This window comes from Massilia niastensis DSM 21313 (assembly GCF_000382345.1).
Classification (GTDB): Bacteria; Pseudomonadota; Gammaproteobacteria; order Burkholderiales; family Burkholderiaceae_D; genus Telluria; species Telluria niastensis.
This window is the reverse complement of sequence record NZ_KB908089.1, coordinates 79,397-96,183: the sequence shown is the minus strand read 5'-3', so window position 1 is coordinate 96,183 and position 16,787 is coordinate 79,397. Positions and strand designations below refer to the sequence as shown.

General features: G+C 67.7%; 17 protein-coding genes. 6 read left to right on the top strand and 11 right to left on the bottom strand.

The window, feature by feature from the left end; all coding sequences use genetic code 11:
* Position 1 precedes the first annotated feature (1 nt).
* Positions 2–1,009, bottom strand: coding sequence for a ubiquinol oxidase subunit II (gene cyoA, locus H162_RS0110555; protein ID WP_026354492.1), 1,008 nt, complete (start codon positions 1,007–1,009; stop codon positions 2–4).
* Between the two features lie 149 nt (positions 1,010–1,158).
* On the opposite strand from cyoA, the gene H162_RS0110550 reads away from it, so the two are divergent.
* Positions 1,159–2,502 (top strand): MFS transporter, encoded by a 1,344-nt coding sequence (locus H162_RS0110550; protein WP_026354491.1) that lies wholly within the window; start codon positions 1,159–1,161, stop codon positions 2,500–2,502.
* Positions 2,503–2,574: 72 nt separating this feature from the next.
* Here the strand turns inward: H162_RS0110550 and H162_RS30585 are convergent, their stop codons facing one another.
* The 5 genes from H162_RS30585 to H162_RS0110525 form a co-directional block, all read right to left on the bottom strand.
* A complete protein-coding gene (locus H162_RS30585; RefSeq protein WP_020653429.1) occupies positions 2,575–3,411 on the bottom strand; it encodes an alpha/beta fold hydrolase in 837 nt (278 codons plus the stop codon).
* Positions 3,408–4,118 (bottom strand): SDR family oxidoreductase, encoded by a 711-nt coding sequence (locus tag H162_RS0110540; protein ID WP_020653428.1) that lies wholly within the window; start codon positions 4,116–4,118, stop codon positions 3,408–3,410. The genes H162_RS30585 and H162_RS0110540 overlap by 4 nt, the downstream gene beginning before the upstream one ends.
* Positions 4,119–4,235: 117 nt before the next feature.
* Complete coding sequence (locus tag H162_RS0110535) at positions 4,236–4,817, bottom strand: TetR/AcrR family transcriptional regulator (RefSeq protein ID WP_020653427.1); 582 nt, start codon at positions 4,815–4,817, stop codon at positions 4,236–4,238.
* Between the two features lie 77 nt (positions 4,818–4,894).
* Positions 4,895–5,806: a ZIP family metal transporter gene (locus tag H162_RS0110530; protein ID WP_020653426.1), complete on the bottom strand. Its 912-nt coding sequence runs from the start codon at positions 5,804–5,806 to the stop codon at positions 4,895–4,897.
* A 56-nt stretch (positions 5,807–5,862) separates the two neighbouring features.
* Entirely contained in the window at positions 5,863–6,870 is a 1,008-nt protein-coding gene (locus tag H162_RS0110525) for a manganese catalase family protein (RefSeq protein ID WP_020653425.1), read from the bottom strand.
* Between the two features lie 329 nt (positions 6,871–7,199).
* Between H162_RS0110525 and H162_RS0110520 the strand changes: the two genes are divergently transcribed.
* Positions 7,200–7,796: a hemerythrin domain-containing protein gene (locus tag H162_RS0110520; RefSeq protein WP_020653424.1), complete on the top strand. Its 597-nt coding sequence runs from the start codon at positions 7,200–7,202 to the stop codon at positions 7,794–7,796.
* A 47-nt stretch (positions 7,797–7,843) separates the two neighbouring features.
* Here the strand turns inward: H162_RS0110520 and H162_RS0110515 are convergent, their stop codons facing one another.
* From H162_RS0110515 to H162_RS0110495, 5 genes are all read right to left on the bottom strand, one after another.
* Positions 7,844–8,875: a patatin-like phospholipase family protein gene (locus H162_RS0110515; RefSeq protein WP_020653423.1), complete on the bottom strand. Its 1,032-nt coding sequence runs from the start codon at positions 8,873–8,875 to the stop codon at positions 7,844–7,846.
* Positions 8,876–8,955: 80 nt separating this feature from the next.
* Positions 8,956–9,693 (bottom strand): LrgB family protein, encoded by a 738-nt coding sequence (locus H162_RS0110510; RefSeq protein WP_020653422.1) that lies wholly within the window; start codon positions 9,691–9,693, stop codon positions 8,956–8,958.
* Positions 9,686–10,039, bottom strand: coding sequence for a CidA/LrgA family protein (locus H162_RS0110505; protein ID WP_020653421.1), 354 nt, complete (start codon positions 10,037–10,039; stop codon positions 9,686–9,688). The genes H162_RS0110510 and H162_RS0110505 overlap by 8 nt, the downstream gene beginning before the upstream one ends.
* Before the next feature lie 96 nt (positions 10,040–10,135).
* On the bottom strand, positions 10,136–11,221 hold the full coding sequence (hppD, locus tag H162_RS0110500) for a 4-hydroxyphenylpyruvate dioxygenase (RefSeq protein ID WP_026354490.1): 1,086 nt from the start codon (positions 11,219–11,221) through the stop codon (positions 10,136–10,138).
* 113 nt (positions 11,222–11,334) lie between these two features.
* Positions 11,335–12,240 (bottom strand): LysR family transcriptional regulator, encoded by a 906-nt coding sequence (locus tag H162_RS0110495; protein WP_026354489.1) that lies wholly within the window; start codon positions 12,238–12,240, stop codon positions 11,335–11,337.
* 180 nt (positions 12,241–12,420) lie between these two features.
* Here H162_RS0110495 and hmgA point away from each other — a divergent pair, with 180 nt between their 5' ends.
* From hmgA to H162_RS0110475, 4 genes are all read left to right on the top strand, one after another.
* Positions 12,421–13,716, top strand: coding sequence for a homogentisate 1,2-dioxygenase (gene hmgA, locus H162_RS0110490; protein ID WP_020653418.1), 1,296 nt, complete (start codon positions 12,421–12,423; stop codon positions 13,714–13,716).
* Positions 13,717–13,823: 107 nt separating this feature from the next.
* Positions 13,824–15,149, top strand: a complete 1,326-nt coding sequence (locus H162_RS0110485; RefSeq protein ID WP_040787039.1) for a hemolysin family protein — start codon at positions 13,824–13,826, stop codon at positions 15,147–15,149.
* Between the two features lie 71 nt (positions 15,150–15,220).
* On the top strand, positions 15,221–16,024 hold the full coding sequence (locus H162_RS0110480) for a TlpA disulfide reductase family protein (RefSeq protein WP_020653416.1): 804 nt from the start codon (positions 15,221–15,223) through the stop codon (positions 16,022–16,024).
* A gap of 61 nt (positions 16,025–16,085) precedes the next feature.
* Positions 16,086–16,787 carry an MBL fold metallo-hydrolase gene (locus tag H162_RS0110475; protein ID WP_020653415.1) on the top strand — a complete coding sequence of 234 codons (702 nt, stop codon included), beginning with the start codon at positions 16,086–16,088 and terminating at the stop codon, positions 16,785–16,787.

The window sequence follows — 16,787 nt, the reverse complement described above, 5'->3', positions numbered from 1 at the left end:
GTTACTTCTTCACAGAATTATTAGGGGTGACGCACATTTCCAGGGCTTGCGCCAGCTGGGAAGCGCCGTCCTTCGGCAGGCGACGGATCTCGGCGGCCACCTGGTTGCGCTTGGCGTCCGCGGCCATCTGCTCGTTCATGCACATGGTGCCTTCGGCCACGCAGCGGTTCAGGACACGGTTGTACAGCGCCGGTTCGACCTGGCCGTAGTAGCGCACCGGCTCACGCGAGGACGGCTTTTCCAGCTCCAGGTAGTCGGTACGGTTCAGCACGCCCGGATTGGTCTTCATCTTCTGCACCCAGCCGTCGAAGTCGGCGGCGGTCACGCCCTTGTAGGCGAATTTCATGTGCGAGAAGCCTTCGCCGCTGAAGTTGGCCGAGAGGCCCTGGTAGTCGCCGGTCTTGTTCAGCACGGCGTTCAGGGTGGTCTCCATGCCCGGCATCGCGTAGATCATGCCGGCCAGCGTCGGGATGTAGAAGGTGTTCATCACGGTCGACGAGGTGATCTTGAAGCGCACCGGCACGTCGATCGGGGTGACCAGTTCGTTCACCGAGGCGATGCCCTGCTCCGGATAGATGAACAGCCACTTCCAGTCCAGCGCCACGACCTGCACTTCGAGCGCCTTGGTCGAGGCCGGGATCGGACGGTTTTCATCGATGCGGTCCAGCGGACGGTAGGGGTCCAGCTTGTGGGTCGAGACCCAGGTGATCAGGCCCAGCACGATGATGATCAGGAGCGGCGCGCCCCAGATCACGAGTTCGAGCTTGGTCGAATGGTCCCAGTCGGGTTCGTATTTCGCATTGGCGCCCTTGCGGTAGCGCCAGGCGAACAGGACCGTGAGGATCATCACCGGGACAATAATAATCAACATCAGCAGGACCGACACGGTGATCAGGTCGGCCTGCTGCTTCGCAATATCGCCGGTAGGGTTCATCACGACCGTATTACAGCCGGACAGCACTGCAATCAGAAGTAATGGAAGTCCGCGGCGGACAATTTTAGGAATCATGCTAGGTATCTAACGTTACATGGGAATAAGAACATGCTACTGTAATGCCAACGGCCGTTAATGGACATTGGACGTTTTGTCCCACCCCTCGCCATCATGTGGTTGGCAAGCCTGGTGTGACGGCCGTGCGACCTATGGAGACGAAGAATATGCAAAGCTCGACGACGTACGGCGACGCAGGCGCCGCTCCCATTTCCCACCCGCACAGCGGGGCTCGCAACATCAATGCCCGGGATTCCCACATATCCCCGGGTGAAATTGCCGTTGGCGTGGTCATTGGCCGCGTCTCCGAATATTTCGACTTCTTCGTCTATGCAATCGCCTCGGTGCTGGTATTCCCGGCAGTCTTTTTCCCATGGGCCGACCGGCTCGAGGCAACGCTGTACTCGTTTATCGTCTTTTCCTTCGCGTTCATCGCGCGCCCGCTCGGGACCGTGGTGTTCATGTGGATCCAGACCCGCTTCAGCCGGGAGATCAAGCTGACCATCGCCCTGTTCATCATGGGCACGAGTACCGTGGTCATTTCCTTCCTGCCCACCTATGGGCAGATCGGCGCGGCCTCGATCGTGGTCCTGTCCCTGATGCGGATCGGCCAGGGCGTGGCCCAGGGCGGCTCGTGGGACGGACTGCCTTCGCTGCTGGCCCTGAACGCTCCCCAGAACAAGCGCGGATGGTACGCGATGCTGGGACAACTGAGCGCACCGATCGGCTTCCTGATCGCGGCCGGCCTGTTTGCCTATTTATTGACCAACCTGAGCTCGGATGATTTCCTGGTGTGGGGCTGGCGTTATCCGTTCTTCTGCGCCTTCGCGATCAACGTGGTGGCCCTGTTCGCGCGCCTGCGCCTGGTGTCGACCACGGAATATTCGCGCCTGCTGGACGCCCACGAACTGGACCCGGCCCCGGTCGGCGAACTGGTGCGCACCCAGGGCAGCAATATCGTGATCGGCGCGCTGGCCGCGCTGGCCAGCTACGCCCTGTTCCACCTGGTGACGGTCTTCCCGCTGTCCTGGATCCAGCTGTATGACACCCGCCCGGTGGCCGAGTTCCTGCACGTCCAGATGTGGGGCGCGGTCCTGGCCCTGGTCGCGCTGCTGGCCTCGGGCATCATCGCCGACAAGGTCGGCCGCCGCACCACCCTGGGCACCCTGGCGGCCCTGATCGCCCTGTTCTCCGCCTTCGTGCCGACCCTGCTGGACGGCGGCGTGGCCGGCCAGAACACCTTCATCCTGGTCGGCTTCACCCTGCTCGGCCTGTCCTACGGCCAGGCCGCCGGCGCCGTGACCGCCAACTTCCAGCAGCGCTTCCGCTACACCGGCGCGGCCCTGACCTCGGACCTGGCCTGGCTGGTGGGCGCCGCCTTCGCCCCGCTGGTCGCCCTGGGCCTGTCGGCGCACTTCGGCCTGGGCTATGTCAGCCTCTACCTGCTGTCGGGCGCGGTCGGCTCGCTGGCGGCGCTGAGCCTGAACCGGGCGCTGGAGATCCGCGACTGAGCACGATCCGTATGTAATCAGCAACAAGCCAACGGCCCCGCTCGGGGCCGTTGTCGTTACCGGGAGCCGGTGTCAGGCGCGCGCCGCCAGGCGGGCGCCCAGGAAGGCCGCCGCCCGCCGCGCCAGCGCCGCATCCTCGATGATGCGGCGGTGCCCCGCCCCCGGCGCCGGCTCCAGCAGCGCCTGCGGCCAGGCCGCGGCCAGCGCCTCCGATTCCGCATAGGGCACTTCGGGATCCTCCGGGTCGTGCAGCAGCAGGGCCGGATGGCGCAGCCCGTGCGCCAGGCGCTCGAGGTCCATCGTCGCCGCCGGGTGGCCGAGCCGGTCTTCGAAGCGGGCGCGGAACAGGGCGGCGGCCGGCGGCGGCAGGCGCGCATGGCGTTCGGCACGCTCCAGCGCGCGCACCAGCGACGCCGGTCCGGACAGGTGCACGCTGGCCGCCACGTCCAGCCCGTGCGCAAAGGCGTACAGGCTGGCGGGCGAACCGAGCGAATGCGCCACCAGCGCATCCACCCGCCCCAGCCGGGAGCCGACCGTCACCAGCGCCTTGCCCATCGCCACCACGTCGGTGGCGGCGCCGGGCGAATCGCCATGGGCCGGGAAATCGAGCGCGACCACCTGCCACCCGGCCGCCGCCAGCACCGGCACGAAGGCATGCCAGGCGGCCGCCCTGCTCTCCCAGCCATGCGCCAGCAGCACGCGCGGGCGGACCTCGCCCGGCCCGGTCCCGCCCCAGGCATGGCCCGCGAGCGTCGCCCCCTCGACGGTGAACGCGAGCCGCTCGGCCTGGGCGAGCAGCGCCGCCTGCGCTTCGCCCAGGGGCATGCGGCGCGGGCGCGTCATCCGCTGCAGCAGCAGCCCGGCCGCGGTCACGGCGTCGGCCGCCGCGGCCAGTCGCGCGGCGTTCATGATGCCTGGCGCGGCACGGTATAGATGCCGGGTTCGGCCGACAGGCCGCCCTTCACCTGTTTCGTGAGCTCGTCGATCATCACTTCGCTGGCGCCCGCTTCCAGCGCCGCGTAGCCATGCTCCACCACATAGTCGACGCTCAGCTTGGGCGCGTCGAAGCCGCGGGTCAGGTCGGTGTCGATGAAGCCGACGTGCAGGGCCAGCACCTGGGTCTGCTGTTCGCGCAGCTCGTTGCGCAAGGCATTGGTCAGGCTCCAGGCGGCCGCCTTCGACACGCCGTAGGACGCCAGCACCGGCGAGCTGATCCAGCTGGCGACCGACAGGATGTTCAGCAGGGCGCCGCCGCCGTTGCGGGCCAGCACCGGCGCGAACGCCCGGCTCACGTTCAGGATGCCGAACACGTTGGTCTCCAGCATGCGGCGCGCCGCGTCGCCGCCGTCCGGATCGAGGATCTTCTTGAGCTCCGCGATGCCGGCATTGTTGATCACCAGGTCGACATCGCCCAGGTCGTGCGCCAGCGCGGCCGCCTGGGCGGCATCGGTCACGTCGAGCCGCACCGGCACGACACCGTCGAGTTTCACGGTCGATGGATCGCGCGCCGCCGCGTAGACCTTCTTCGCGCCGCGGGCCAGCGCCTGGCGGGCGAATTCGAGGCCGAGTCCGCGGTTGGCGCCGGTGACAAGGACGGTTGCGTTTTCGAGTTTCATGACTTTCCCTTTCGTTGATGTCGGCGTCCGGTCAGCCCATTGCCCCGCTGGCGCCATCGAATATGACAAGCATCATATTTCAGAACCAAAGAATGGCCGCCCGCGAGCGGCCCTTCCCTATTTATCAGCTGCGTATTGCGCCACCAGCGCATTGCGCGCCTGTTCCAGCATCGCCAGCCCTTCCGCGTCGCGGCCATGCACCCGCGCCAGCTGCAGGACGCCGACCATGGCGCCCGCGATGGCCAGCGCCTGGCCGGGCGGCGCATCCGGCGGCAGGGCCTGCGCCACCCGCCTGACCAGGCGCTCGACCCGCTGGCGCGAGATGTCGCGCAGCGCATCCTTCTGGCGCCCCATCTCCGAGCCCAGCGCGCTGACCACGCAGCCATGCTCGGTGGCCAGCAGGTGTTCCTCGCACAGGTAAGTCTCGAGCAGGGCCTGCAGCGGCGACAGGCCGCGCGCGAGCGCGGCCTCCAGGCGGCCGCGGAACATGGCGTCGCTGCGGGCGTCGGCATGCTGGATCGCTTCCAGCAGCAAGGCCTCGCGCGAGTCGAAGTGCGCATAGAAGCCGCCGTGCGTCAGGCCGGCCTGCTTCATCACCTCGGCCACGCCGACGCCGGCGAAGCCCTCGCGGCGCAGGGCGCGCGCGGCGCTGTCGACGATGCGCTCGTGGGTCTGTTCGCGTTTGCTGGGAGAAACCATGATGCCCGCTCAAAATATGATGGAGCTCATATTATGTCCATCATATTCGGCGGTCAAGCGAAATCGTGCGCGTGATCTCAGGACAAGGCCGTGTCGAGCACCGTCATCAGGACGAAACCGCCGACCAGCGCGATGCTGGCCGCGGTACCGTTGCCGCTCTGGTGCGATTCCGGGATCACGTCGTGCACGATCACCAGCAGCATCGCCCCGGCGGCGGCCGCCAGCGCAAAGGGCAGCAAGCCGGCCGAGATGCCGATCAGGGCCACCCCGAAGGCCGCGGCCAGCGGCTCGATCAGGCCGGAGACGACGCCGCCGGCGACGGCCAGCAGGCGGCCATAGCCGACGCTGCGCAGGGCCAGCGCCACCACCAGCCCTTCCGGCACGTCCTGGATCGAGATCCCGGTGGTGAGCGAATGGGCTTTTTCGAGGTCGATGCCGGCATAGGCGACGCCGATCGCCAGGCCTTCGGGCAGGTTGTGCAGGGCGACCGCCCACACGAACAGCCAGGCGCGGCGCAGCGAGATGCCCTCGGGGCTGGTGGGCAGGATCCCCTCGGGCCGCACCGCGCGGCTCATCAGCATGATGATGCCGGCCCCCGCCATGATGCCGGCGCCGGCCATCAGGCTGGCTTCCCAGCTCCCCGCGCCCGCCGCCCTGGCCGCATTCAGGGCCGGGATCACGAGCGAGAATGCGGTGGCGCCCAGCATCACCCCGGCGCCGAAGCCGAGGAAGCAGTCGAAGGTTCTTTTCGTGAAATTCTGCGCCAGCAGGACCGGCAGGGTCCCGAGCGCGGTGGCCGCCGCCGCCGTGCCGCCGCCCAGCAGGGCCGCGTGCATCTTGGGGTTGGCGTTCATGAGCTGCTCGACCAGGCTGCCGAGCAGGACCAGACATCCGACGGTGCAGATCGCGAAGCCGACCACACGCCGCAGCGTCAGCAGGCGCAGGAGGGAACGGGTGTTGCCGGCTTTTTCCGAGCGGATGTCGTCCATGCGGTGTCCTGTTCAAACCACCGCGCGGCGCCTGCCGCGCGGTGCGAGGCCTTGCTCTACTTCTTCGGAGACTTGCTGCTGCCCTTCGGGTTGCCTTTACCGGTATCGTCGAGCTTGCCGCCCCTCGACGCGACCGTCGCGCCACCCATTGCACTGCCGCTTTGTCCAGCCATGGTACCACCGCCAGCGGACTGCAGGCTCATGCCAAGTTCGGCGCCGGTGCGCGGGTTTCCGGCCGGGTTCGACTGGGTGCGCATCGCCATCTGCTTGAGCACGTCGATGTCCTCGCCCGGCAGGGCCACCTGGGCCTCGCCGGAGCCGCCATCCACGGCCACCTGCTTCTCGCGGTCGCTGACGAAGTCCCAGTCGTCGCCCTGGTTCCACGAACCGCGCATTTCGCCCGGCCCCTGCGACATGTTGTAGTAAACACTCGCAAAGCGGGGATCGGCGGCCATTTTGCCCGGAGGGAAGTTCGGCTCGATGGCGTACAGCGCCTTCTCGAAGGATTTCTGGTGCGCCACTTCACGCGTCATCAGGAAGCCCAGGGCCTCCTTGACGCCCGGGTCGTCGGTCAGGCCGATCAGGCGCTCGTAGACGATCTTGGCGCGCGCCTCGGCCGCGATGTTCGAGCGCAGGTCGGCGGTCGGCTCGGTGATCGAATCGATGTAGGCCGCGGTCCAGGGCACGCCCGCCGAGTTGACCAGCGGCGTGCCGGCGCCATACAGCACCTGGGTGATGTGGCTGTCGTTGCCCGGCCCCGTGATGTTCCTGTACATCTCGGCCTCGCTGTCGACGGCCTCGGACAGGCGGCCCTTGGCGCCCTTGTTCAGCATGGCGACGATGTGGCCGATGATTTCCAGGTGGCTCAGCTCTTCGGTGGCGATATCGAACAGCATGTCCTTGCGGCCTGGATCGTCTTCCGAGACGGCCTGGGTGAAGTAGCGCATCGCCGCCGCCAGTTCGCCCTGCGGGCCGCCGAACTGTTCCAGCATCAGGTTCGCAAGTGCAGGATTCGGCTCGCTGACGCGGACCGTGTACTGCAGGCGCTTGTTGTGTGCAAACATGAACGTTTCCCTCCGATGGATGATTGAACCCGGCTGCCACGCGAGCTGCGCGCGCAGCGGGAGAACCGGTTGCCGCAGGGGCCGGCAACCAGACACGTTCATGTTCGCAGGCCACCCATCGGCGAGTCATCAGGTGTGCGCCCGTCTGGTTGTAGGACTAGTGCGACAAGCTGCCAAGGCGGGTCGATACGGTGACGGGGCTGGACGTGCGGCCACGCCCAATCCCCTGCTCGCGGTGGGGAAATCGTGCGCGCCCCATCCCGGAAACACCCTAGCATGCAGTCTGAACAGCCGGCGTGCCGGTCAGACAACCGTGAAGGAGAAGGACGATGTTCAACCTGAAACAGCTGAGCCCGACGATCACCAACATGATCCGCTTCGACCACTCCCACGTGATGGTCACTTTCCACCAGTATTCCCGGGACAAGCGCCCGAGCGTGAAGAAGGCGCTGGCCGACACCATCTGCGACGCGCTGGAAATCCATGCCACGCTCGAGGAGGAAATCTTCTATCCGGCCATGCGCGAGCGCGACGCCAAGGAACCCTTCATCCACAAGGCCGAACCCGAGCACAACGAGATGCGCCGCCTCATCGCCGAACTGCGCCGCACCAGCGGGGCCGATGCGCGCCATGACGACCTGGTGATGGAGCTGATGCGCGACGTGATCCACCACGTGGCCGACGAGGAAACCACGCTGCTGCCGCAGGCGGAAGCGATCTTCAGCAACCAGGTCCTGTCCGAGATGGGCGCCCGCATGACCAGGCGCCGCATGCAGCTGGTCGGGCCCAAGGCCGGCCAGCTGGCCAAGAGCCATGCCGTCGGCTTCTCGGGCAGCACCGCCGCCATGGTGGTCGGCCTGGCGAGCGCGCTGTTCGCCGCCAAGGCCCTGGGACCGAAGAAGACCTGGAAGTCGACCCCGGTCTGAGGTGTGTCCGATGCGGGTCCGGCGTCGCGGCGCCGGTCCCGCGCACCCTAGACCTTGTCCGGGAAATACACCGGCATCGGATCGAGGGTGGAGCGCACCCCGATCTGGTCGCCGTGTTCCCTCAGCCAGTTCTCGGCCGTCTCGACGCCGAGGTCGTGCAGCTTCTGCAGGAATCCCAGCTCCGCATTGAATTTCGCCGAGATCCGGGTGTCGGCGATCACGTGGTTGCCGCTGATCAGATGCAGGCGCACCGGGTCGCGCGTGGCGGTGGCGCTGCGCTCCTCGTCCGGCACGCCGTGCAGGTGCTGCAAGGCGCCGATCTCGCGCACGAAACTGATATTGAAGGCGATCTCGTTGGCCCGGTTGCTGATGTCGGCCATGTTGCGCGGCACCTCGGCGCGCGCGATCGGGCTGTTCTGCACGATCAGGAGGTCGCGCGCCGACGCGCCGTCGATCAGGGGGGCGAGCGGCGGATTGGCCACGAAGCTGCCATCCCAGTAGGTTTCGCCATCGACTTCGACGGCCGCGAAGACCGTCGGCAGGCAGGCCGAGGCCAGCACCTTCTGGACGTCCAGTTCGGCGCGCCGGAATACCTTGCCGGTGCCGGTGCGGACATTGGTGGCCATGACGAACAGTTCGAGCTCCTCGCAATCGCGCACGCGCGCGAAATCGATCGTCGCCGCCAGCAGGTTGCGCAAGGGGTTGAGGCTGACCGGGATGTCGAACACCGGCCCGGCCAGCGCCCCCGCCATCTCGAGCAGCTGGTAGGCGGGCGAATGTTCCATCGTGAAGCCGCCCGCCAGGCGGTCGAGCGGGGTGCGCTGCAACGGACTCAGGATCGCGGCCTGCCCCAGCGTGCGCCAGAAGCGGTCGAGCGCCTTGCGCGCCCCTGCGCGTCCGCCGCCGCGCGCGTAGCCGTCCGCCAGCACGACCGCGTTGATCGCGCCGGCGCTGACGCCGCTGACCGCCTCGATGACCAGCCACTCTTCCTGTAAAAGACGGTCGAGCACGCCCCAGCCGAAGGCGCCGTAGGTACCGCCGCCCTGCAGCCCGAGGCTGATGTTCCTATAGTTGGTCAAGATGGACTCCGTGGTTAGCTTGGTCACTGGAAGTCTATCGGGAACCTGCCTGGTGCGGCGCAGCATTGGCCGCGCCCGCGCTAGGCCATCCAGCGCACCACGATCGGCACCAGCCACGGCGCGACCAGGGCCGTGAGCGCGCCGTTCAGGCCCATCGCCAGGCCGGCGAAGGCGCCCATCTCGGGGCTGATCTGGAATGCGCGCGCCGTGCCGACACCGTGCGAGGCCAGGCCCAGCGCGAAGCCGCGCGCGGCGTGCGATTCGATGCGCAGGAAATCGAACACGTACTTGCCGAAGACGGCGCCGAAGATGCCGGTGCCGATCACCATCGCCGCGGTCAGCGCCGGAATCCCGCCCAGGCGCTCCGAGATCGCCATCGCGATCGGCGAGGTCGCCGATTTCGGCCCCAGGCTGAAGGCCAGCTCCGGCGTCGCCCCCAGCAGCAGCGCCACCGCGACCGCCGCCACGATGGCGGTGACGCAGCCGGCCAGCAGCGCGCTGGCCAGCGGCAGGAAGGAGCGCCGCAGGCGCGGCAGCTGGCGCACCAGCGGCACGGCGAGCGCCACGGTGGCCGGTCCGAGCAGGAAGTGGACGAACTGGGCGCCGGCGAAATAGCGCTGGTAGGACATGCCCGACAAGATCAGCACGGCGGCGAGCAGGGCGATCGAGATCGCCACCGGATTGGCCAGCGGCGAGCCCTTGCAGCGGGCGAAGATCCATTGCGCCGCCAGGTAGGCGCACAGGGTCATCGTCAGCCCCAGCAGGGGCGACGCGGAGAGATAGACCCAGAAATGGCTGAATTCGGCGAAGTCAGGCATCGCCGTCCTTCGCTTCCTTGCCCATCGAGCGCAGCAGCAGGCCGGTGACCGCCAGCGCCAGCACGGCGCTCGCCACCAGCGAGACCAGGATCGCGATCCAGTGCCCGCTGCCGCTGGCGGCGGCCGCCACGATGCCGACGCCGGCCGGCACGAACAGCAGCGACAGGTGCGACAGCAGGGTGTTGGCGGCCTGCTCCACCAGCGCCTGCAGCTTCGGCCAGGCCAGCAGCGCCGCCATCAGGAGCAGCATGCCGGCCACCGGCCCCGGGACCGGCAGTCCCAGCATGAATACGATGCCCTCTCCCAGGCACTGGAACACCAACAGGACCGCGAACGCAGCCAGCATGCAACCTCCTGAGTAAATACAAAGGCGGCCGAGGACGGCCGCCGATCAGCGTCAGGATAACAAAATCGCTGCGCCTGCGTGGTCGAGCCGAAGGAATCAGGCCGCGGCGGCCGCCGGGATCGCCCCGCGCTTCAGCTGGTCGCGCTCGATCGACTCGAACAGGGCCTTGAAGTTGCCTTCGCCGAAGCCATCGTCGCCCTTGCGCTGGATGAACTCGAAGAACACGGGACCGAGCTGGGTCTCCGAGAAGATCTGCAGCAGCAGGCGCGGCTTGCCGTCCTTGGCCGATCCGTCCAGCAGCAGGCCGCGCGCCTTCAGTTCGTCCACGTTCTCGCCGTGGCCCGGAATGCGCTCGTCCAGCATCTCGTAGTAGGTCGCGGGCGGAGCCGTCATCAGGGGCACGCCGGCGGCGCGCAGGCTGTCCACGGTCTCGAGCAGGTCATCGCTCAGGAGCGCGATGTGCTGGATGCCTTCGCCGTTGAACTGCATCAGGAATTCCTCGATCTGGCCGCCACCCGCCTTGCCCTCTTCGTTCAGCGGAATCCGGATCTTGCCGTCCGGCGCCGTCATCGCCTTCGACGTCAGGCCGGTGTACTCGCCCTTGATGTCGAAGTAGCGGATCTCGCGGAAGTTGAACAGCTTCTCGTAGAAGCCGGCCCAGTAGGTCATGCGGCCGCGGTAGACGTTGTGGGTCAGGTGGTCGATGATCTGCAGGCCGTGGCCGGCCGGATTGCGGTCGACGCCTTCGATGAATTCGAAGTCGATGTCGTAGATCGATTTACCCTCTTCGAAGCGGTCGATCAGGTACAGCGGCGCGCCGCCGATGCCCTTGATGGCCGGCAGGCGCAGTTCCATCGGGCCGGTCGGGATCTCGACCGCCTGGGCGCCCAGTTCCAGCGCGCGCGCATAGGCCTTGTGCGCATCCTTGACGCGGAAGGCCATGCCGCAGGCCGACGGGCCGTGCTCGGCGGCGAAATAGGCGGCGTAGCTCTTCGGCTCGTTGTTGATGATGAAGTTGATGCCGCCCTGGCGGTACAGCGTCACGTCCTTGGAGCGGTGCACCGCCACCCTGGTGAAGCCCAGTGCTGCGAACACCGGTTCCAGCACGCCCGGCGTGGGCGATGCGAATTCGACGAACTCGAAGCCCATCAGGCCCATGGGGTTCTCAAACAGGTCTGCCATATTCTCTTCCTTGTTGTGACGTTGCTCTGGTCAAAGCCGTGCGCAGGGATAACCGCGCCGGCGCTTGGGTAGCGGGCCGCATGTGGCGCGTCCCGGGTTGGGGTTTACTCTCTTCATTCCGCGAACACGTCCGCCAGCAGTCCGCGCAGCCACTGGTTGCCGGGATCCTGGTTGAAGCGCCGGTGCCAGAAGATGTTCGTCTGCAGCGGCGGCAGGTCCAGCGGCGGCGTCACCCACTCGAGTCCGAACGGCGCGCTGGCGCGCTCGGCCAGCTTCTGCGGCACGGTGACGACCAGGTCGGAGCTGCTGACGATATAGGGCACCGCCGTGAAGTGCGGCACCCGGAAGCGTACCGAGGGACCGATGCCGGCGCGCGCCAGCACCTGGTTGATGCGGTCGTACGGGCTGTCCGACGAATCCACCAGCAGGTGCTCGGCGCGCACGAAGCGCTCCAGGCTCAGTTCGCCGCGTCCCAGCGGATGGCCCTTGCGGAACATGCTGACGTAGGGCTGGCGGAACAGCTGGCGGTGGTACAGGGCCTCGGACACGTCCTCGAACGGGCCGATCGCCAGGTCGACATGCCCGCCTTCCATTTCTTCCTTCAGGTTGAGCGTGCCGGCGCGCCGCGAGCTGAGCTGCACCTGGGGCGCCAGCTGGCGGCAACGCTCGCCCAGGGGCGGCATGAAGTAGATCTCGCCGACATCGGTCATCGCCAGCGTGAAACGGCGGCTGCTGGTGGCCGGGTCGAAGCGGCTGCGCTGGTTCAGCGCCAGGCTCACCTGGGCCATCGCCACCCCGATCGGCTCGGCCATCTGCACCGCCAGCGGGGTCGGCTGCATGCCGGTGGCGGTGCGCACGAACAGCTCGTCGCCGAAGCTGCGGCGCAGCCGCGCCAGCGCATTGCTGACCGCCGACTGGCTCAGCCCGAGCTTGCGCGCGGCGGACGAGATCTGCCGCTCCCGGTAGACTTCCTGGAACACGGACAGCAGGTTCAGGTCGATGGTGTGCGGTTCGATCATGGTGATGGGGGCGAGCGCCGGCCCGGCGGGCATTGGTGCGACGAGCATTGTCGTGCGCCCCCGCGCGGCGGAACAGCAATATTTATCCAGTGAATAGTCTACATTTTTCTATTCATCTCGTAAAATCCGCCGAATTCTTCTAGAGTTGGCGGCTATGCATCCACGTCAGGAGAATCCAGCATGAGCCAGCACCCCGGCTACCAGTCCGGTTTCGGCAACGAATTCGCCACCGAAGCCCTGCCCGGCGCCTTGCCGCTGCACCGCAACTCGCCGCAGCGCGTGGCCTACGGCCTGTACGCCGAACAACTGTCCGGCACCGCCTTCACCGCGCCGCGCAGCCACAACCGCCGCTCCTGGCTGTACCGCATCCGCCCGGCCGCCGTGCACGGCAGCTTCGCGCCCATGGACAGCGGCCGCATCGTAAGCCGCTTCGACAACCCCGCCCCGCCCGACCAGCTGCGCTGGAGCCCGCTGCCGATGCCCGCGGCGCCGACCGACTTCATCGAGGGCTGGGTGACGATGGCCGGCAACGGCTCGCCCGACAGCATGAGCGGCTGCGCGATCCACGTCTACGCCGCCAACCGCGACATGGAAGGCCGCTACTTCTACTGCGCCGACGGCGAGCTGCTGGTCGTGCCGCAGCAGGGCCGCCTGGCCATCGCCACCGAGCTGGGGCTGGTCGAGGTGGAACCGCAGGAAATCGCCGTGATCCCGCGCGGCGTCCGCTTCCGGGTCGCGCTGCCGGACGGCCAGGCGCGCGGCTACATCTGCGAGAACTTCGGCGCCCAGCTGCAACTGCCCGACATGGGGCCGATCGGCTCGAACGGCCTGGCCAACCCGCGCGACTTCCTCACGCCGGTGGCGCGCTACGAGGACGTGGAAGGCGAGTTCGAGCTGGTGGCCAAGTTCGGCGGCCGCCTGTGGCGCGCCGCGATCGACCATTCGCCGCTCGACGTGGTGGCCTGGCACGGCAACTACGCCCCCTATAAATACGACCTGCGCCACTTCAACACCATCGGCTCGATCAGCTACGACCACCCGGACCCCTCGATCTTCCTGGTGCTGCAGGCGCCGTCGGACACGCCGGGCGTGGACACGCTGGACTTCGTGATCTTCCCGCCGCGCTGGCTGGTCGGCGAGGATACCTTCCGTCCGCCCTGGTTCCACCGCAACGTGGCCAGCGAGTTCATGGGCCTGATCCACGGCGCCTACGACGCCAAGGCGGAAGGCTTCGTACCCGGCGGCGCCAGCCTGCACAACTGCATGAGCGGCCATGGCCCCGATGCCGCCACCTTCGACAAGGCGAGCGCCGGCGACACCACGGCCCCGCACAAGATCGGCGACACCATGGCCTTCATGTTCGAGACCCGCCACGTGATCGTGCCGACCGGACAGGCGCTGGCGTCACCGCAGCGCCAGGCCGACTACCAGCAATGCTGGGCCGGAATCCGTAAATATTTCCGACCATCAGCGTAGGGCTTTCGTGTTCCCTTCCTTTGCCGGGCGTGCGATGATGCGCCGTGCGCCAGCGTGGCGCGCCCGGAAACGGCCCGGAGCGACCGCATAAAGGGCCTCTGCCCCACATGTCAGACATATTGATCATTCTCGTTCTCATCCTGATGAACGGGGTGTTCGCGATGAGCGAACTTGCGCTCGTCTCAGCAAAACGCATGCGCCTCGAACGGCACGCGGACGAAGGCAGCCGCGGAGCGCGCGCCGCGCTCGAACTGGCCGACAATCCCAGCAACTTCCTTTCCACTGTCCAGGTGGGCATCACCCTGATCGGCATCTTCAACGGCGCCTTCGGCGAAGCCTCGCTGGTGTCGCGCCTGGCGCCCGACATCGAACGCTATCCCCTGCTCGCCCCCTATGCGACCGAGATCGCGCTCGCCATCGTCGTGATGGGCATCACCTTCGCCTCGATCATCCTGGGCGAACTGGTGCCGAAACGGATCGCCATGCAGTACCCGGAAGCGACCGCGACCCTGATCGCGCCCCCGCTGAGCGCGCTGTCCACCATCATGGCGCCCTTCGTCAAGGTGCTCTCGCTCACCACGGAAGCGATCGTGCGCATGCTCGGCATCCACGACCGCAAGGACGAGACCCCGACCGAGGAAGACATCACCGGCATGTTCAAGGAAGGCACCGACGCCGGCCTGTTCGAGAAGACCGAATACGACATCGTCTCGCGCGCGCTGCGCCTGGACGACCGCCACCTGAAAGCGCTCATGACGCCGCGCGTCGACCTGGTGGTGATCGACCTCGACGCCGACCGCAAGGCCAACCTGGAGCTGATCGCCTCCAACCCCTACAGCCGCTTCCCGGTGTACCGGGGCGACCGCGCCCACATCCTGGGCTACGTGATGGCGCGCGACCTGTTCGCGCAGTCGGTGCAGCATGGCTCGCTCGAAGCGGTCAGCCTGGAGGCGGCGATCCAGCCGCTGCTGTACGTGCCGGAGACCGTCAGCGCGATGGCCCTGCTGGAGCTGTTCAAGAAGAACCGCGCCGAACTGGCCCTGATCGTCGACGAGTACGGCGACATCCAGGGCCTGGTCACCCTCAGCGACGTGATGAGCGCCCTGGTCGGCGACGTCACCGTGATCGGCGAAGAGCACGATCCGGACGCGGTGCAGCGCCAGGACGGCAGCTGGCTGCTCGATGGCGGCATGCCGCTCGACCGCTTCCGCGACCTGATGGAAACCGCCGCCCACTTTCCGGACGAGGACAGCGGCGCCTACCACACGCTGGCCGGCTTCGTGCTGTACCAGCTCGGCTACATCCCGAAGACCTCGGAATTCTTCGACTGGGGCGACTACCGCTTCGAGGTGGTGGACATGGACGGCAACCGGATCGACCGCCTGCTGGTGAGCCACCGCGCGCCGGCGCCGGAAGGGGCCAAGGGCCGCTAACGGTCCGTGTTAACAGTCCTTTAATTTCTCCGCGTTATCATGAACCATCCTGACTATGTGGAGACCCCCTCTTGGACGCCCTGAACCTCGGCCCCTTCGTCCTGCCCATGCCGGTGGTCCTGGTGCTGCTGGCGATCTTCCTCGCCAACGGCGTCGCGGCCTGGTTCCAGCGCAAGCGCGGCGTCGATGCCGGCCCGCTGCTGTGGAAGATGATCTTCGCCGGCTTCCTGGCGGCGCGCGCCGCCTTCGTGCTGCGCCACCACGACCTCTATGCGGCGGCGCCGTGGACCGCGCTGAACATCCGCGACGGCGGCTTCGACGCCGGCGCCGGCCTGATCGTCGCCAGCGTGATCGGCGCCGAACTGACCCGGCGCCACGCCGCGCTGCGCCGCCCCTTGCTGGCGGCCACCCTGGCCGGCTGCGGCCTGTGGCTGGGCGGCACCCTGGTGAACCAGGCGCTGGCGCCGCGGCTCGCCCCCATGCCCGAGGTGCAGGTGCGGCGCCTCGACGGCGCCGAGGTGCCGCTGCGCAGCTACGGCGGACGGCCGCTGGTGGTGAACCTGTGGGCCACCTGGTGCCCGCCATGCCGGCGCGAGATGCCGGCCCTGAGCCGCGCGCAGCAGGCCAATCCCGGGGTCGGCTTCGTCTACGTCAACCAGGGCGAGTCGGCGGCCACCGTGGCGCGCTTCCTGGCCGACCAGGGGCTACGCATGGACAACGTCGTCACCGACCCGGCGCGCAGCCTGTCGGCGCGCACCGGATCGACCGGCTATCCGACCACGCTGTTCTACGACGCGCGCGGCGTGCTGCGCCACCGCCACGTGGGCGAGCTGTCGGAAGCGTCGCTGAGGGAAAAGCTGGAAGGACTGCGCTAGCGAATACTTTCCTCGTGCACATACTTGTGGTACAACATCGGCCGCCACCGAGGAGAAGCGCATGCAAGTGAATCCGTTCCAGCTGTTCGACGCCGAGTCGTCCACGTTTACCTATATCCTGGTCTCGCCCGACAACCGCGACGCGGTCATCATCGACCCGGTCGACCGCCACTTCGCGCGCGACATGGCCCACATCGAGCGGCTCGGCCTGACCCTGACCCATGTGCTGGAAACCCATGCCCACGCCGACCACGTGACCTCGGCCGGCAGGCTGCGCGCCCGCACCGGCGCCCGCGCCTGCGTGCCGAGCGGCTGCGACATCCCGCCGGCCGAAGTCCAGCTGGTGGACGGCGACGTGATCCGCTTCGGCGAACGCGAGCACATCGCCGTCATGCACACGCCCGGCCACACGGCCGGCAGCATGTGCTACCTGTGGCGCGGCAACCTGTTCACCGGCGACACCCTGCTCATCGACGGCTGCGGGCGCACCGACTTCCAGAGCGGCAGCGCGGGCGACCTGTACGACAGCGTCACCGGCAAGCTGTTCGCCCTCGACGACGCCACCCGGGTCTGGCCCGGCCACGACTACAAGGGCCAGTCGGTCTCCACCATCGGCTGGGAAAAGCGCCGCAACGCGCGCCTGGCCGGACGCAGCCGCGAGGACTTCATCGCCTTGATGGCCGCGCTCGACCTGCCGCGGCCGAAGCTGATGGACGTCGCCGTGCCGGCCAACCGCAATCTCGGGCTGGCCCACAGCGTGTAA

What these genes read in the sequence shown, in the direction of transcription:
- cyoA (WP_026354492.1), bottom strand. Translation starts at nt 1,009, where the DNA reads ATGATTCCTAAAATTGTCCGCCGCGGACTTCCATTACTTCTGATTGCA.
- H162_RS0110550 (WP_026354491.1), top strand. Translation starts at nt 1,159, where the DNA reads ATGCAAAGCTCGACGACGTACGGCGACGCAGGCGCCGCTCCCATTTCC.
- H162_RS30585 (WP_020653429.1), bottom strand. Translation starts at nt 3,411, where the DNA reads ATGAACGCCGCGCGACTGGCCGCGGCGGCCGACGCCGTGACCGCGGCC.
- H162_RS0110540 (WP_020653428.1), bottom strand. Translation starts at nt 4,118, where the DNA reads ATGAAACTCGAAAACGCAACCGTCCTTGTCACCGGCGCCAACCGCGGA.
- H162_RS0110535 (WP_020653427.1), bottom strand. Translation starts at nt 4,817, where the DNA reads ATGGTTTCTCCCAGCAAACGCGAACAGACCCACGAGCGCATCGTCGAC.
- H162_RS0110530 (WP_020653426.1), bottom strand. Translation starts at nt 5,806, where the DNA reads ATGGACGACATCCGCTCGGAAAAAGCCGGCAACACCCGTTCCCTCCTG.
- H162_RS0110525 (WP_020653425.1), bottom strand. Translation starts at nt 6,870, where the DNA reads ATGTTTGCACACAACAAGCGCCTGCAGTACACGGTCCGCGTCAGCGAG.
- H162_RS0110520 (WP_020653424.1), top strand. Translation starts at nt 7,200, where the DNA reads ATGTTCAACCTGAAACAGCTGAGCCCGACGATCACCAACATGATCCGC.
- H162_RS0110510 (WP_020653422.1), bottom strand. Translation starts at nt 9,693, where the DNA reads ATGCCTGACTTCGCCGAATTCAGCCATTTCTGGGTCTATCTCTCCGCG.
- H162_RS0110505 (WP_020653421.1), bottom strand. Translation starts at nt 10,039, where the DNA reads ATGCTGGCTGCGTTCGCGGTCCTGTTGGTGTTCCAGTGCCTGGGAGAG.
- hppD (WP_026354490.1), bottom strand. Translation starts at nt 11,221, where the DNA reads ATGGCAGACCTGTTTGAGAACCCCATGGGCCTGATGGGCTTCGAGTTC.
- H162_RS0110495 (WP_026354489.1), bottom strand. Translation starts at nt 12,240, where the DNA reads ATGATCGAACCGCACACCATCGACCTGAACCTGCTGTCCGTGTTCCAG.
- hmgA (WP_020653418.1), top strand. Translation starts at nt 12,421, where the DNA reads ATGAGCCAGCACCCCGGCTACCAGTCCGGTTTCGGCAACGAATTCGCC.
- H162_RS0110485 (WP_040787039.1), top strand. Translation starts at nt 13,824, where the DNA reads ATGTCAGACATATTGATCATTCTCGTTCTCATCCTGATGAACGGGGTG.
- H162_RS0110475 (WP_020653415.1), top strand. Translation starts at nt 16,086, where the DNA reads ATGCAAGTGAATCCGTTCCAGCTGTTCGACGCCGAGTCGTCCACGTTT.